A 14,400-nucleotide genomic window follows, 5' to 3' on the forward strand; every position below is an offset into this window, starting at 1 on the left:
CCGCGTGCGCCACGGCGGTCCGCAACGCTCCGACGCGCCCTCTGTCGGTTGACAGTAAACTATATAGCATTTATGTTTCACTACATCTCATAAATGCAATTCGCCGCGCCGGCGTCCCGTTCGGACTCTGTCGAAGGCGAAGCCAGAGCCGGAACAATGAGGGGGCCGATGAACGCTGCCACCATGCATCCGAAAGACCAGACCTATCCGCCTTCGTATGCGAGCCCGTTGCTGGAGGTGTCCGGGGTCACGCTCCAGTACAAGACCCGCGATCTGCTCGTCACGGCCACCCGCGACGTGAGCTTCGAAGTCTATCCGGCGGACCGCTTCGTGCTGCTCGGCCCCTCCGGCTGTGGCAAATCCACCCTGCTGAAAGGCGTCGCCGGCTTCCTGAAACCGGTGGCGGGCTTCATGCGGCTGAACGGCCAGATGATCGACGGCGCCGGCCCCGATCGCATGATGGTGTTCCAGGACTTCGACCAGCTGATGCCCTGGAAGACCGTGCTGGAGAACGTGATGTTCCCCATCCTGGTGAGCCGCCGCTTTCCCCGCGCCGAAGCCCGCGCGCGGGCTATGGCCAGCATCACCAAGGTCAAGCTCGGCAAGTTCGCGGATGCCTATCCGCACATGCTGTCCGGCGGCATGAAGCAGCGCGTGGCCATCGCCCGTGCCATGGCCATGGAGCCCGCCATCCTCTTGATGGACGAGCCCTTCGCCGCCCTCGACGCCCTGACCCGCCGCCAGATGCAGGACGAGCTGCTGCAGCTGTGGGACGACACCCGCTTCACCGTCCTCTTCGTCACCCACTCCATCGAGGAGGCGATCGTGGTCGGGTCACGCATCCTCGTGCTCTCGCCCCATCCCGGGCAGGTGAAGGCGGAGCTGAACGCCCACCAATACGGGCACGACCACCAGGGCGGCAGCGATTTCATGGCCCTGTCCCAGAAGATCAACACCATGCTTTTCGCCGAGGGGCACCATGGCTGAAATCACCCCCTTGCCGGTCGCCCGGCTGTCTCCGCCTATCCGGCCGGAATTCGAGCGGACCACGCCCCCCGTGAGCGATGCGGCCGAGATCGAGCGTCCGCTCTCGCTCTGGGAGCACCTCGCCAACATGGAGGGGGTGCGGCGCGGCGCCATCGTCGTGGCGCTGATGGTGGCCTGGCAGGTCTATGCCGTCTGGCTGTCCAACCCGCTGATGTTCCCCACGCTGACGGACACCCTGAGCGCCTTGTGGGATGGCCTCGTCCACGGCGTCCTCCTCCAGCGCATCGGCGCGACGCTGCAGGTGCTCATGACGGGCTATGCCATCGGCATCGCCCTTGCGGCCATGCTGACGACCTTCGCCGTCTCCTCGCGGCTGGGCGCCGACCTTCTGGCCACCCTCACCGCCATGTTCAATCCGCTCCCCGCCATCGCCCTCCTGCCGCTGGCGCTGCTGTGGTTCGGGCTCGGGGTGCCCAGCCTCGTCTTCGTCATCGTGCATTCGGTGCTCTGGGCGGTCGCCCTCAACACGCTGACGGGCTTTCTAGGCGTCTCTGAAACCCAGAGGCTGGCCGGCCAGAACTATGGCCTGCGCGGCGTGCGCTACGTGGCGCTGATCCTGATCCCGGCCGCCTTCCCCTCGATCCTCTCCGGATTGAAGATCGGCTGGGCCTTTGCCTGGCGCACCTTGATCGCGGCGGAACTGGTGTTCGGCGTGTCCTCGCGTTCGGGCGGGCTCGGGTGGTTCCTGTTCGAGAAACGCAACCAGCTGGAGACCGATCAGGTCTTCGCCGGGCTTACCTGCGTCATCATCATCGGCCTGCTGGTGGAAGGACTGATCTTCCGCACCATCGAGGCCCGCACCATCCGCCGCTGGGGCATGAGCCGCGGCTGACCTCACCCTGCACTTACACCTCCAAGAAAAGAGCAGTCCCATGCGTATTCGCCTTCTCGGCACGGGCACGCCCACGCCTTCCCTGCGCCGCATGTCCTCCGGCTATGTGATCGAGACCGGAAACGACGTGATCGTCATGGACCACGGCTTCGGCGCCCATCATCGCCTGCTCGAGCTGGGCATCCCCGCGACCCGGGTGACCCACCTCTTCTTCTCCCATCTGCACTATGACCATTGCGGCGACTATGGCCGCCTGCTGCTGACGCGCTGGGACCAGGGCGCCGACCGCATTCCCGAGCTGAAGGTGTTCGGCCCAGCGCCTATCGCCGACATCACCGAGCGCCTGTTCGGGCTGGACGGCGTGTACAATGCGGATCTGGTGGCGCGCACCTCCCACGGTTCCAGCCTCGATCTGTTCAAGGCCCGCGGCGGCACGCTGCCCCGGCCGCGTCCCGTTCCGGAGGTCACCACCCTGTCGCCCGGCGACGTCATCAAGGGCGATGGCTGGACGCTGGAGACGGATCAGGTGAACCACTTCCAGCCCTTCCTCGTGACCCTCGGCTTCCGCCTGACGACCCCCGAAGGCGTCTTCGTCTATTCCGGCGACAGCGGACCGGCGGAAAGCATGCATGTGCTGGCGCGGGATTGCGACGTGCTCGTGCACATGTGCCATTACCTCTCGGGCACCAATTACAGCCCCGATTTCTCGCACAGCTGCATGGGGCACATGGAGCTTGCGGAACTGGCGCGCGATGCCCGGGTGAAGAACCTCGTCCTCACCCACATCACCGAGCAATTCGACCGGCCCGGCCTCAGGGAGCGGGTGGTCGCCGACATCTCGCGGGTCTATGGCGGCAACATCTTCTTCGGCGAAGATCTCATGGAAATCCCGCTCAAGGGGCCACAGAACGACCGCCTGCTCTGAGGCATTGAAAATGGGAACGCGACGCCTGCGGGCGTCGCGTTCCGCCGATCACCAAACGAGACGCCGAACTGGCGCGGAACCTTCCAGACCATGAGGGGATCCAGATGAAACATCTTGCCCGGCTGGCCGTATTGGCCGTCGCTATTGCCGCCACCATCGCCCCGCCCCTTGCCAGGCCCGCCGCTGCGGCCGAGGTGCGTGTCGTGAGCGGCCTCGGCCTGTGCTATTTGCCCATGATCGTCGCAGCGGAAAACAAGCTGATCGAAAAGCATGCGGCGGCCCTCGGCCTGCCCGATGCCAAGGTCATCTACACGCAGCTGACCAGCGGCCCGGCCATCACCGATGCGCTGATCTCCGGCAATGCCGACATCGCCATGGCAGGCACGTCGGTGATGCTCAATCTGTGGGACAAGACGGTGAAGTTCGCCCCCGTGAAGGGGATGATGGCGATCTGCGATTCACCCATCTATTTCAACACCATCGATCCCGCGATCACGTCCATCAAGGACTTCAAGCCCACCGACCGGATCGCCATGGCCGCCGGCAAGGGCACGCAGCACGCGCTGATCCTGGAGATGGCCACCGCCCAGGCCTTCGGCTTCGACCAGCGCAACAAGTTCGACACGCTGGCCATCACCATGTCCCATCCCGACGGCGTCGCCGCGCTGCTCTCGGGCGGGGCCGTCGCCAGGACGCACGTGACGACGGTGCCCTTCATCCAGATGGAGCTCGCCAATCCGAACGTGCGCACCATCCTCAGTTCCTATGACGTCACCGGCGGCGCCAACACGCTGATTACCGCCTATGCCAATGACAAGTGGCGGGCGGCCAATCCCAGGCTCTACGCCGCCACCTATGCGGCGCTGACCGAGGCGATGGGCCTCATCGCCGCCGACAAGACCGCGGCGGCGCAGGCGTTCAAGCGGTTCGACAAGTCGAAGCTGTCGGAGGCCGAGATCGTAGCGATCCTCAATGATCCGAACATGATGAGCTTTTCGCCGACGCCCCGGAAGGTGATGGTCTTCGCTGAATACATGCACAAGACCGGCCTGCTGAAGAATCTGCCGACCTCCTGGAAGGACGTCTTCTTCAGCAACGTCCATGATCTGCCCGGCGATTGACCCATCGTGGCGGGCACCGGACACGCCATTGTGCCGGCGCCTTGCCTCCTTGGGGGAATGTCAGTACCACCGCCCTCTCACCTGCGTTCGGAATCTCCCATGACAAAGCCTCGGGTTCCGCGTGCGACGCACGACAAGGCAGATGCCGTGACCAAGGCTCCGCCGTCCCAGGCGGGCCACGACTTCTGGCGCCGCTTCGCGCCGAAGGACCCCGGCCAGTCCCCCAAATACCTCCAGCTGCGGGATGCGGTGCTGGCGGGAATTCGCGAGGGATACTGGAGCCTTGGCGACCGCCTGCCGCCGGAGAAGGATCTGGCGCTCGCCACCGGGCTCAGTCTCGGCACGGTCCAGAAGGCCTATCGCGAACTGGTGCAGGACGGGGCGGTGGACCGCAAGCAGGGGCGGGCCGGCAGCTTCGTCAATCGCGAGCCGCGCCAGGTGGACACGGTCTGGCACTTCCTGTTCAGCGACGAGCGGCGCGAGAACTTCTTCCCCGTCTTCCCCCAGGTGGACCGCATTCACCGGCACAGGAACCGCGGTTCCTGGAGCATGCACATGCAATGGGTGGAGGACGAGGTGGTCGAGATCGACCGCATCGTCGATATCGGCCACGAATTCCTCGTCTACAGCCAGTTCATCATCGATGCGCGGGTCTACGACCAGGTGCGCAAGGACAAGCAGACTGCCCTTGAAGGCGTCAATCTGCGCCGTGAGCTGAACCTGACGGTCCAGCGCATGACGTATGACATCCGCATCGAGCCGCTGCCGCGCGACATCTGCTCGAAGATCGGAGTGGAGGCCAAGACCATCGGCATGGTGGTGGAAATCTTCAGCTCGGCGAGCCCGGCGAATTACGGCTCGTTCCAGCGCATCTTCGTGCCGCGCACCCAGTTCTTCATGCGCATCGACAGCCAGGCGCCCCGGTCGGCCTAAAACGCGCCGGTCTCGTCCCTCACTGATCTCCCTCACTGTCCTTGAAGTCGGTCTCGCCCTTCTTCCAGTATCCGGACATGACGAGCCGACTGGGCGGGATGGCGCGGTCGATCCGGAAGTGGCGGCGCACATTTCGCGCGACCGAGGCTTCGGCGGCGAACCACACCGCACCCGAGGCCTGCGGCACCTCCGCCCGCGTCACGTGGTCGGCGAGGGTCGAAAACGGGCCGGCATCGTCGTTGCCGCGCGGAAGCCAGGTGATCTCCACATCCGCCTTCGAGTGGATGATTTGGGCATCCCGATCCTCGGGAATTTCCACGAAGGCATCGACGGAAAGCCCGGCCGGCAGGGTTTCGAGGATCGCGCCAATGGCGGGAAGCGCCGTCTCGTCGCCACCGATCAGCAGATGCGAGACGTCCGGATCCAGCCGGAAGCCGCCGCGCGGGCCGGCGATCTGGACCACATCGCCGGGCGCCGCATTCTGCGCCCAGGTGGAGCAGGGGCCGTCCCCGTGCAGGACGAAATCGATGTCCATCTCGCACAGCGTCTCGCGGAAATGGCGGATGGTGTAGGCGCGCCCGTCGGGCTTCCCGCCATCGACCGTGGGCACGAAGACCTTGACCCACTGGGCCGGGCGGCGGACGGGAAAGTCCATCAGCGCCGTAGAGGCGAGGGTGATGCGCCGCATGTGCGGGCTCACCTCGGTGACCTTGCGGACCTCGGCGATCCTCAGGCGGCGTTCGGGCGGAACCGGGCGTTCGGCGCCCGCGAGGGGGGTGTTGTTCTGTTTCATCGGAAGGGTCCTTGGCCGCCGGGTCAGGCGCGACGCCGGCGCAGCGTGGTGAGGGAGAGGAGGAACGCGGCAGCCGCCATGGACGCTGCGATGCGGAAGGCGAAGCGCATGGCCTCCGTCACGAGGTCCGGGGTGGCGGTGGCCGTATCGCCGGCAACGCTGGCGAAGAGCGCGCCCATGAGGGAGGCGCCGGTGATGAGGCCGAGATTGCGGGCCAGGGCCAGCAGGCCGGAAACGAGGCCGCGCTGTTCGGGGCGCGCATCGGTCATGACGGCGGTGTTGTTCGGCGTCTGGAAGAAGGCGAGGCCGACGCTGATGAACAGGATGGCGACGATGTAGATGGCGACGCCGCCATCACGCGACACCCAGGACATGGCGAACGCCCCGACGGTGAACAGCGCCAGCCCGAGGACCATGGCGAGCCTCGCGCCGATGCGGTCGGCGAGGGTGCCGGCCGGCACGCCCATGATGGCTGCGGCGAGGGGGCCGACCGTCATCACCAGCCCGACCATGCGGGTGTCGAGGCCGAGGGCCTTCGAGAGGAAGAACGGCCCCAGCACCAGGGTCGCCATCATCACCGCATAGACCAGCACGCTCATGACCATGCTGGTGGAGAGCAGCACGTTGCCGAACATGGATAGCTTCAGCAGCGGCGCGCGCGCCTTCACTTGCACCGCGAGGAACAGGGCAAGGCCGACGAGCGCGCCGAGCCCGAGCTGCAGCACGAGCGGTGCATCGAAGCCCTGCTTGCCGGCGAACGTCATGGCCAGCGCATAGGCGCCGAGCGTCAAGGCGAGAAGGATCGTGCCGAGCCAGTCGAACCGCGCCGCGGGGACGGGATGCTTCGGCGCATCGACGGCATTGGGCAGATAGCGCGAGACCAGAAGGAAGGCCAGAAGCCCGAACGGCAGGTTGACCCAGAACACCGCCTGCCAGCCGAAGGCGGCCAGCGCCAGCGAGCCGAGCGAGGGCCCGAGCGCGATGCCGAAGGACACCATGGTGGAGAGCACGCCCATGGCGAAGCCGGTGCGCTCCTTGGGAAACACCTCGCCGACGAAGGCGAAGGAGAGCGCCATCAGGATGGCGCCGCCAAGCCCCTGGCCGGCGCGGCCGGCGATCAGCAGGGGCAGGCTGGTGGAGAGGGCGCACAGCACTGAGGCCGCCATGAAGACGGCGAGCCCCCACAGATAGAGCCGCTTCTTGCCGAGCTGGTCACCGAAACGGCCCACGCCGACGATGAGGGCGGTGACGACGAGCAGATAGCTCACCACCACCCATTGGACGGCCCCGAAGTCCACGCCGAGGCTTTTGACCAAGGTGGGCAGGGCGACGTTGATGATGTTGGTGCCGAGCTGCGACAGCAGGATGGCAAGGGAAAGCCCGGTCAGCACCATGCCGGAATGGATGGGCCGGTGCGCGGCCGCAGCGTGCGGCTGGGCGGTGGGGGAAGAGGTTTGTCGTGTCATGTGGGGTCCTGTCGAAAGCAGCGCGCAGGCGCGTTGAACTGGTCTTTCGATAGGGGCCGATCTTGTTTGCATACAGTGCAATGTCGCTATTATATGATTGCATCAGATGCACTGATGCGGAGGCGCTCCCTTGCCTGCCAAACCGACGCGCCACGCGCCGCCGCTCGACATGAACCTGCTGGTGACGCTCGACGCGCTCCTCTCGGAAGGCAGTGTCGTGGGGGCGGCGCAGCGGCTGAACCTCTCGGCGCCGGCCATGAGCCGCCAGCTCGCGCGCATCCGTCACCTCCTGGGCGATCCGGTGCTGGTGCGGGCGGGGCGCGGGCTCGTGCCGACCCCGCGGGCCGAGGCCCTGCGCGAACGGCTGCGCGGCCTCGTGGCCGAGGCCGAGGCGCTGGTGCGCGGCGACGAGATCGATCTGCTGCGGCTGGAGCGCACCTTCGTCATCCGCGCCAATGACGGGTTCGTCGGCACCTTCGGCGCGGCGCTGGCATCATTGGCCGCGCAGGAGGCCCCCCTGGTCCGGCTGCGCTTCGCCCATCAGGACAAGGAGGATGTGGAGGCTCTGCGAGAGGGCCGGATCGACGCCGATGTGGGCGTCATCGGCGCCATGGGGCCGGAGATCCGCTTGCAGGCGCTGTTCCACGATCGCTTCGTGGGGGTCGTGCGCCCCGGCCATCCGCTCGCGGGGGAGGTGACGCCGGAGCGGTTCGCGGCCTTTCCCCATGTCTCCGTCTCGCGCCGGGGGCGTTTCTCAGGGCCCATCGACGTGGCGCTGGCAGCTTTGGGACTGAAGCGCTTCGTGGCCATCGCGGTGGCCAACTTCAACGATGCGCTGGCCATCGTGCGCACCTCGGACCATGTCGCCGCCGTGCCGGCCCGGCTGACGGAGCCGGCGCGTGCCGGCCTCCACAGCTTCGACCTGCCGGTGAAGACGGATGCGCTCGCCGTGTCCCTTGCCTGGCATCCCCGCTTCGATGCCGATCCCGCCCATCGATGGCTGCGCGCGGCGCTGCGGACCGCGTGTTCGTCCCGCGTCCCGGGGCAGACCGAACCGGCCGGATAGGCGCGCGGAACGCCGGCCGCCTCTATGACGGTTCCCGGGCGAGAGCCGGACTTGCGGCCGGCGCCGTGGCCGAACGGCGGATCACCAGCTCGATGGGCAGCTCCACGCGGTGCGGCTGCGCTTCGCCGCGAAGGCGGGCAAGGAGATGGCGCGCCACCGTGCGTCCCAGCTCGGTGGTGGGCAGATGCACCGTGGTCAAAGGCGGGGCAAGGTGGGCGGCGATTTCCAGATTGTCGATGCCCACGACCGACAGCGCACCGGGCACGGCGATGCCGCTCGCCTGGGCCTCGAACAACGCGCCGGCGGCCAGAAGATCGTTGCCGCAGACCACGGCCGTCGGCGGCGTCGCCCGCGCCATCAGCTCGGCGAGCCCAGCGCGGCCGCCGGCGAGGGTGAAGGGGGCCTCCACCACGCAGGACGAGGGCAGCTCGAGCCCGCGCGCGGCGAGGGCGGCGCGGACCCCGGCGACGCGGGAGCGGGCGCGGTCGTTGGCGTGGGTGAAGCCGGAGATCATCCCGAACCGGCGGTGGCCGAGATCGAGCAGGTGATCGGCGATGAGCCACCCCGCCTTCTCATTGTCAAAGCCGATGGCCGGCAGGCGCGCGTCGAACGACCAGGACAGCACCACCGGAACGGATGCGGTGGTGAGCAGCGCCCAGGTTTCCTCCAGATGGTCAGCGCCCACCACCATGAGTGCGTCGACGCCGCGCGCCAGCATCGCCCGCACCGCTGCTGCCTCCTGCGCCGGGGCATAATCGTGGGCGGCGACGAGGAGCTGATAGCCGTTGCCCGCAAGCTCGGTCTGCATGGCCTGGATGGCGCGGGCAAAGATGGCGTGATCGAGGGTGGGCACCACGGCGCCGATGGTCAGCGTCTTGCCCGAGGCGAGGGCCCGGGCCGCGCCGCCCGGCACGTAGTTCAGCCGCGCGATGGCGTCGCTCACGCGCGCCAGGGTTTCCTCCTGCACCAGGTCCGGGCGCGAGAGGGCGCGCGAGACCGTGGCCGTGGAGACCCCGGCCAGCTGAGCCACATCCTGAAGCGTCGCCCGCGCCTTGCGATTCATGCTCGTCATCATGCCAGCAGCCGGCCGGAATGAACAGGGATGAATGCGCTTGCAGCCTTGTGTCCGCAAGGTAATTACCGCAGTGCAGCGGTGAAAATAGAGATCTCGGGCCGATCGCCGCTTGACACTCTGAGGCTCGATGATAGCTTTTATGTAAGCGCTTGCATTGGCCGCCCACGAGGCGGAGACGCAGCGTGCCGATGCTCCCGCAGATGGAGCACGCAATGACGGGAGGAGACGAATGCCGCTCGGGCGCAGGTCCGCCATCGGCGTGACGACGCTCGGCTTGCTGGTGCTCGCGTGGTTCATGGCCACCGGCGCCAACGGGCTGATCTCACCGGGACGTTTCCCGACGCCGGCCGATACGTGGACCGCCGGCCTCCAGGCCATGGTGCGGGGCTACGGCGACGCGACGCTTGTGGTGCATGTGTTGCAATCGCTGAAGCTGGTGGCGCTGGGCTTCGTGGTGTCGGTGGCGGTGGGGGTGCCCCTCGGCCTGCTGATGGGCACCAGCGCGACGGCCGAGGCGGTGCTCAACCCGGTGTTCATGCTGCTGCGCCCCATTCCGCCTTTGGCCTGGATCCCGCTCGCCATCCTGTGGTTCGGGCTCGGGGACACGGCCAAGATCATGGTCATCTTCTTCGCCGCCTTCGTCCCTTCGGTCATCAACACTCAGGCCGGCGTGCGCACCATCGAGCGCCCCCTCATCGAGGCGGCGCGCATGCTCGGCACGCCGCACGGCCGCTTCATCCGCGAGGTGGTGGTGCCCGGCGCGGCGCCGATGATCTTCACCGGCCTGCGCCTGTCCCTGCAGGCGAGCTGGACCACGCTGGTGGCGGCTGAACTCGTGGGCGCCCTCGCTGGGCTCGGGCACCTGCTCAACCTCGCCCAGCAGGACCTTTATCCCGGCATGATCCTCGTGGGCATGATCTGCGTCGCCATCTTCGGCGCGTTCACCACCGCTCTGCTGGGGCTGGTCGAGCGCCGCACCCTCACCTGGGTCCGCATCAAGGGAGACACGGCATGACCGGCGCGCTGGACCCTGCCCGGCGCATGGCGCTGGGCCTCGCCGGTCTCGTCGGCTTCTTCGGCCTGTGGGCGCTGGTCGCGGCGAGCGGGCTCGTCGGCAAGGCCTTCCTTCCCGGCCCGCTGGAGGTGGCCGAGCGGCTGGTGACGTTGCTCCACACCTCGTTCGCGGGGGGCACGCTGCCACAGCATCTCGCCTCCAGCCTCCAGCGCTTTTCCGCCGGCTACCTGCTGGCGGCGGCGGTGGGCGTGCCGCTGGGCCTGCTCATGGGGCGCTTCCGGCTGCTCGACGACATCGTCTCGCCGCTGTTCGACGCCCTGCGCTTCATCGCGCCCATCGCGTGGGTGCCGTTCGCCGCCTTGTGGTTCGGCACCGGCTTCGGCGGGCCCGTCCTCATCATCTTCTCCGGCGCCTTTCCCCCCTGCCTGCTCAACGCCTATCGCGGCGCCCGCCAGGTGGACCCGCGCTACATTGAGGCCGCCGAGATGCTGGGCACGCCGACCCACCGCCTGATCCTGGAAGTGCTGCTGCCGGCCGCCACCCCCTCCATCGTGGCGGGCCTCAGGATCGGCGCCGGCCTCGGCTGGCAGTCGCTGGTTGGGGCCGAGCTGATCGTGGCCTCCACCGGCGTCGGCTACATGATGGTGCAGGCCCAGAGCGGCGTCGCCACCGCAACGGTGATGGTCGGCATGGCGGCCATCGGCCTCGTCGGCGTCCTCATCGACATCGCCCTTCGTGCCCTCGAGGCGCGCATCCACAACCGCCTCGAGCGAGCCTGAGAGGACAAGATGAGCTCCATCCGCTTCGATGCCGTGAGCAAGAGTTTCGGCGCCGGCCAGGTGAAGGCGCTGGACGACGTGGACCTTGCCATCGCCGACAAGGAATTCCTGGCCATCGTCGGCCCCTCCGGCTGCGGCAAGACCACCTGCCTGAGGCTCGCCGCGGGCTTCGAGTTTCCCACCTCCGGACGGGTGCTGGTGGGCAATGCCGAGGTGCGCGAGCCGGGGCCGGACCGGGCGGTAGTGTTCCAGCAGTTCGCCCTCTTCCCCTGGAAGACGGTGGTCGAGAATATCGAGCTGGGCCTGCGCAACCGGAACATGCCGCGCGAGGAGCGGCGCATCCGTGTCATGGAGGCGGTCGAGCTGATCGGCCTCAATGGCTATGAGGGCGCCTATCCGCACCAGCTCTCGGGCGGGATGCAGCAGCGCGTGGCCATCGCCCGCGCCTATGTGCTCGATCCCCAGGTGCTTCTCATGGACGAGCCCTTCGGCGCGCTCGACGCCCAGACCCGCGTGGTGATGCAGGAAGAGCTGGTGCGCCTCGCCCGGCGCAATCCGCGCACCGTGCTGTTCATCACCCACGGCGTGGAAGAGGCGGTCTATCTCGCCGACCGGGTTGCGATCATGACCCGTCGCCCCGGCCGCCTGAAGGAGATCGTGGACGTGAAGTCGATCCGCGAGGCCGAGGGCTGGGAGCGCTACAGCCGCATCGAGGACGTGATGGACCTCGAATCCTTCGTCCACCTGCGCACCCACATCTGGCGATCGCTCCGAGAGGAAAAGACCGGCGCCGCGCACTGACGGCGTCGAAAAAGGGAGCAGGGCGCCCCGGCGCGCGCTCCAGAACAGGCCGGACCACCGGCAGCACCAGGGAGAGACACGCATGACCAAGGTCAAGGACACGCCGTTCAAACGCCCCGCGCGCAGGCACGCCTTCCTCGCGGCGGCGCTCGCCGCTTTCTCGGCAACCCTGGTCGCGCCGGCCGCACCGGCACGGGCCGAGGGGCTGACCAAGATCAGCATCTCCTACCAGCCCTCGCTCTACTGGGCTCTGCCCTTCTACATCGCCGCCGAGAAGGGCTGGTGGAAGGAGGTGGGGCTCGACGCGACCTTCGTCACCTTCCCGGCGGGCGCGCCGCAGGTGGCTGCGGCGCAGGCGGGATCGTGGGACGTGGGCGGCACCGGCTCGGTTCCGGCGGTGCTGGGCGCCGCGCGCTTCGGGCTCGTCACGGTGGGCATCACCAACGACGAATCCAAGACCAACGCGCTGATGACCCGCGCCGACAAGGTCGCCGCTCTGCAGAAGGATCCGTCCGCCCTGAAGGGGCAGAAGCTGCTGCTCACCACCAATTCCACGGCGGACTATGCGGCGCGCAACTGCCTCGCCAAATGGGGGCTGAAATCCTCCGACATGCAGTTCGTCAATCTCGGCCAGGCGCAGATCATCTCCGCCGCCATGGCCAACAATTCCGACGTCGTCGGGGTGTGGGCGCCCTACACCTACACGCTGGAGGAAAAGGCCGGCGCCAAGGTGCTTTGCTCGGGCGCGGATGCCGGCGCCATCGTGCCCGGCGCGCTGGTGGTGCGTCCCGCCTTCGCCAAGGAGCATCCGGACCTCGTGGCCAAGGTGGCCGCCGTCTACCTGCGCGCCTGGGGCTGGGCCAAGGCACATCCGCAGGAGGCGCACGCCATGACCAAGGCCTTCTATGCCGTCGGCGGCGTCGAGGCCTCGGATTCCGCCATCGACCAGGAATTCGCCCTGCGGCCCACCTTCGCGCTCACCGAACAGCTCCGCCTCATGGATCGCGCCAAGGGACCGTCCGCCCTCGACGGCTGGCTCGGCCGGATCGGCGCCTTCATGGCGGAAGTCGGCACCATTCCCGCGGCGCCCGAGGCCAAGTCCTACGTGGACGACAGCTTCATGCGGATGGTCGCGGCCGACCCGAAGCTCAAGGCCTTCGCCACCGAATTCGACACGACCAACTAGAGCCCGGACGGCAGGACGTCTCCTCCCCGGCGCCATGGAGCACTGAAATGGCCATCGAATACCTGAAGCGCGCGAGCAAGACCCCCGAGACCGAGACGGGAACGGCCCGCGAGGTCGTCACCGCCATGTTGGGCGAGATCGAGCGCCGGGGCGAGGAGGCGGTCCGCGACTATGCCCTGAAGCTGGACAAGTGGGATGGCCCCATCCTCGTCAACCGCGAGGAGATGGAGCGCCGCGCCCGCGAGGTGCCCGATCAGGTGCGCCGCGACATCGCCTTCGCCGCCGATCAGGTGCGCCGCTTCGCCGATGCCCAGCGCGAGAGCGTGAAGGACTTCTCGGTGGAGCTTCTGCCCGGCCTCACCGCGGGGCAGAAGCTGGTGCCCTGCAATGTCGCCGGCTGCTACGTGCCCACCGGGCGCTATGCCCACATCGCGTCCGCCTACATGTCGGTCGCCACGGCGAAGGCGGCGGGCGTCGGCACCGTGGTCGCCTGCTCCACGCCCTACCGGGGCGGCGGCATCCATCCTTATGTGCTCTATGCCATGATGGTGGCCGGCGCGGATGTGGTGATGACGCTCGGCGGGGTGCAGGCCATCGCCGCCATGGCCTACGGCCTGTTCACAGGCAAGCCGGCGGACATCATCGTCGGCCCCGGCAACAAGTTCGTCGCCGAGGCCAAGCGCATGCTGTTCGGCAAGGTGGGCATCGACGTGTTCGCCGGCCCTTCCGAGGTGGCGGTGATCGCCGACGAGACCGCCGATCCCCTGATGGTGGCGGTGGATCTCGTAGGCCAGGCCGAGCACGGCCACGAGAGCCCCGCATGGCTCTTCACCTCGTCCCGCGCGCTGGCGGATGAGGTGATGCGCAGCGTGCCCGGCCTCATCGCCGATTTGCCGCCCACCGCGCGCGATGCGGCGGCCGCCGCCTGGCGCGACTATGGCGAGGTGATCGTCTGCGACACCCGCGAGGAACTGGTGGAGGTCTCGGACCGCTACGCCTCCGAGCATCTGGAGGTCCATGCCGCCGACCTCGGCTGGTGGCGCGAGGCCCTGACCAATTACGGCTCGCTCTTCCTCGGCGAGGAGACCACGGTGGCGTTCGGCGACAAGACATCCGGCCCCAACCACATCCTGCCCACCAAGTTCGCGGCCCGCTATTCGGCTGGGCTGTCGGTGCACAAGTTCCTCAAGCCGCTCACCTGGCAGCAGATGAGCCGCGACGCCTGCAAGACCATCGCCCAGGTCACGGCCCGCATTTCGCGGCTGGAGGGCATGGAGGCGCACGCGCGCACCGGGGATTACCGTCTCGCCAAATACTTCCCCGGGCACAATTTCGACATGGGCGTGCCGGTGGACGCCTGA

The 14,400-nt window shown here is 67.8% G+C and carries 14 protein-coding genes; 11 read left to right on the forward strand and 3 right to left on the reverse strand.

All coding sequences use genetic code 11. The annotated features are described in order from the left end of the window. The first annotated feature begins 168 nt into the window (after nt 1-168). The 5 genes from FHT36_RS21540 to FHT36_RS21560 all read left to right on the forward strand — a co-directional run bounded on the left by FHT36_RS21540 (nt 169) and on the right by FHT36_RS21560 (nt 4,858). Entirely contained in the window at nt 169-987 is an 819-nt protein-coding gene (locus FHT36_RS21540; protein WP_237355746.1) for an ABC transporter ATP-binding protein, read from the forward strand. Beyond that, nucleotides 980-1,879: an ABC transporter permease gene (locus FHT36_RS21545; RefSeq protein WP_169124505.1), complete on the forward strand. Its 900-nt coding sequence runs from the start codon at nt 980-982 to the stop codon at nt 1,877-1,879. Before FHT36_RS21540 ends, FHT36_RS21545 begins: the two co-directional genes overlap by 8 nt. Nucleotides 1,880-1,919: 40 nt before the next feature. Continuing rightward, nucleotides 1,920-2,804, forward strand: coding sequence for an MBL fold metallo-hydrolase (locus FHT36_RS21550; RefSeq protein WP_169124506.1), 885 nt, complete (start codon nt 1,920-1,922; stop codon nt 2,802-2,804). A gap of 104 nt (nt 2,805-2,908) precedes the next feature. Continuing rightward, nucleotides 2,909-3,925: an ABC transporter substrate-binding protein gene (locus FHT36_RS21555; RefSeq protein WP_169124507.1), complete on the forward strand. Its 1,017-nt coding sequence runs from the start codon at nt 2,909-2,911 to the stop codon at nt 3,923-3,925. A 147-nt stretch (nt 3,926-4,072) separates the two neighbouring features. Then, complete coding sequence (locus FHT36_RS21560; protein WP_169124508.1) at nt 4,073-4,858, forward strand: GntR family transcriptional regulator; 786 nt, start codon at nt 4,073-4,075, stop codon at nt 4,856-4,858. 19 nt (nt 4,859-4,877) lie between these two features. On the opposite strand, the gene FHT36_RS21565 is transcribed toward FHT36_RS21560, so the two are convergent. Continuing rightward, nucleotides 4,878-5,651, reverse strand: a complete 774-nt coding sequence (locus FHT36_RS21565) for a siderophore-interacting protein (protein ID WP_169124509.1) — start codon at nt 5,649-5,651, stop codon at nt 4,878-4,880. Between the two features lie 23 nt (nt 5,652-5,674). Beyond that, the gene (locus FHT36_RS21570; RefSeq protein ID WP_169124510.1) at nt 5,675-7,117 is read right to left on the reverse strand and encodes an MFS transporter; all 1,443 of its coding nucleotides are present in this window, start codon (nt 7,115-7,117) and stop codon (nt 5,675-5,677) included. 169 nt (nt 7,118-7,286) lie between these two features. Here FHT36_RS21570 and FHT36_RS21575 point away from each other — a divergent pair, with 169 nt between their 5' ends. After that, nucleotides 7,287-8,183, forward strand: coding sequence for a LysR family transcriptional regulator (locus tag FHT36_RS21575; protein ID WP_169124589.1), 897 nt, complete (start codon nt 7,287-7,289; stop codon nt 8,181-8,183). Between the two features lie 22 nt (nt 8,184-8,205). On the opposite strand, the gene FHT36_RS21580 is transcribed toward FHT36_RS21575, so the two are convergent. After that, a complete protein-coding gene (locus tag FHT36_RS21580; protein ID WP_169124511.1) occupies nt 8,206-9,246 on the reverse strand; it encodes a LacI family DNA-binding transcriptional regulator in 1,041 nt (346 codons plus the stop codon). A 241-nt stretch (nt 9,247-9,487) separates the two neighbouring features. Between FHT36_RS21580 and FHT36_RS21585 the strand changes: the two genes are divergently transcribed. From FHT36_RS21585 to hisD, 5 genes are all read left to right on the forward strand, one after another. After that, entirely contained in the window at nt 9,488-10,273 is a 786-nt protein-coding gene (locus FHT36_RS21585) for an ABC transporter permease (RefSeq protein WP_169124512.1), read from the forward strand. Further along, on the forward strand, nt 10,270-11,052 hold the full coding sequence (locus tag FHT36_RS21590; protein WP_169124513.1) for an ABC transporter permease: 783 nt from the start codon (nt 10,270-10,272) through the stop codon (nt 11,050-11,052). Before FHT36_RS21585 ends, FHT36_RS21590 begins: the two co-directional genes overlap by 4 nt. A gap of 9 nt (nt 11,053-11,061) precedes the next feature. After that, entirely contained in the window at nt 11,062-11,853 is a 792-nt protein-coding gene (locus FHT36_RS21595) for an ABC transporter ATP-binding protein (protein ID WP_029555401.1), read from the forward strand. An 82-nt stretch (nt 11,854-11,935) separates the two neighbouring features. After that, the gene (locus FHT36_RS21600; protein ID WP_169124514.1) at nt 11,936-13,039 is read left to right on the forward strand and encodes an ABC transporter substrate-binding protein; all 1,104 of its coding nucleotides are present in this window, start codon (nt 11,936-11,938) and stop codon (nt 13,037-13,039) included. Nucleotides 13,040-13,086: 47 nt separating this feature from the next. Then, entirely contained in the window at nt 13,087-14,400 is a 1,314-nt protein-coding gene (gene hisD / locus FHT36_RS21605) for a histidinol dehydrogenase (protein ID WP_169124515.1), read from the forward strand.

It is taken from the genome of Xanthobacter sp. SG618, assembly GCF_012932745.1.
Taxonomy (GTDB): Bacteria; Pseudomonadota; Alphaproteobacteria; order Rhizobiales; family Xanthobacteraceae; genus Xanthobacter; species Xanthobacter flavus.

What these genes read in the sequence shown, in the direction of transcription:
- FHT36_RS21540 (WP_237355746.1), top strand. Translation starts at nt 169, where the DNA reads ATGAACGCTGCCACCATGCATCCGAAAGACCAGACCTATCCGCCTTCG.
- FHT36_RS21545 (WP_169124505.1), top strand. Translation starts at nt 980, where the DNA reads ATGGCTGAAATCACCCCCTTGCCGGTCGCCCGGCTGTCTCCGCCTATC.
- FHT36_RS21550 (WP_169124506.1), top strand. Translation starts at nt 1,920, where the DNA reads ATGCGTATTCGCCTTCTCGGCACGGGCACGCCCACGCCTTCCCTGCGC.
- FHT36_RS21555 (WP_169124507.1), top strand. Translation starts at nt 2,909, where the DNA reads ATGAAACATCTTGCCCGGCTGGCCGTATTGGCCGTCGCTATTGCCGCC.
- FHT36_RS21565 (WP_169124509.1), bottom strand. Translation starts at nt 5,651, where the DNA reads ATGAAACAGAACAACACCCCCCTCGCGGGCGCCGAACGCCCGGTTCCG.
- FHT36_RS21570 (WP_169124510.1), bottom strand. Translation starts at nt 7,117, where the DNA reads ATGACACGACAAACCTCTTCCCCCACCGCCCAGCCGCACGCTGCGGCC.
- FHT36_RS21575 (WP_169124589.1), top strand. Translation starts at nt 7,287, where the DNA reads ATGAACCTGCTGGTGACGCTCGACGCGCTCCTCTCGGAAGGCAGTGTC.
- FHT36_RS21580 (WP_169124511.1), bottom strand. Translation starts at nt 9,246, where the DNA reads ATGAATCGCAAGGCGCGGGCGACGCTTCAGGATGTGGCTCAGCTGGCC.
- FHT36_RS21585 (WP_169124512.1), top strand. Translation starts at nt 9,488, where the DNA reads ATGCCGCTCGGGCGCAGGTCCGCCATCGGCGTGACGACGCTCGGCTTG.
- FHT36_RS21590 (WP_169124513.1), top strand. Translation starts at nt 10,270, where the DNA reads ATGACCGGCGCGCTGGACCCTGCCCGGCGCATGGCGCTGGGCCTCGCC.
- FHT36_RS21595 (WP_029555401.1), top strand. Translation starts at nt 11,062, where the DNA reads ATGAGCTCCATCCGCTTCGATGCCGTGAGCAAGAGTTTCGGCGCCGGC.
- FHT36_RS21600 (WP_169124514.1), top strand. Translation starts at nt 11,936, where the DNA reads ATGACCAAGGTCAAGGACACGCCGTTCAAACGCCCCGCGCGCAGGCAC.
- hisD (WP_169124515.1), top strand. Translation starts at nt 13,087, where the DNA reads ATGGCCATCGAATACCTGAAGCGCGCGAGCAAGACCCCCGAGACCGAG.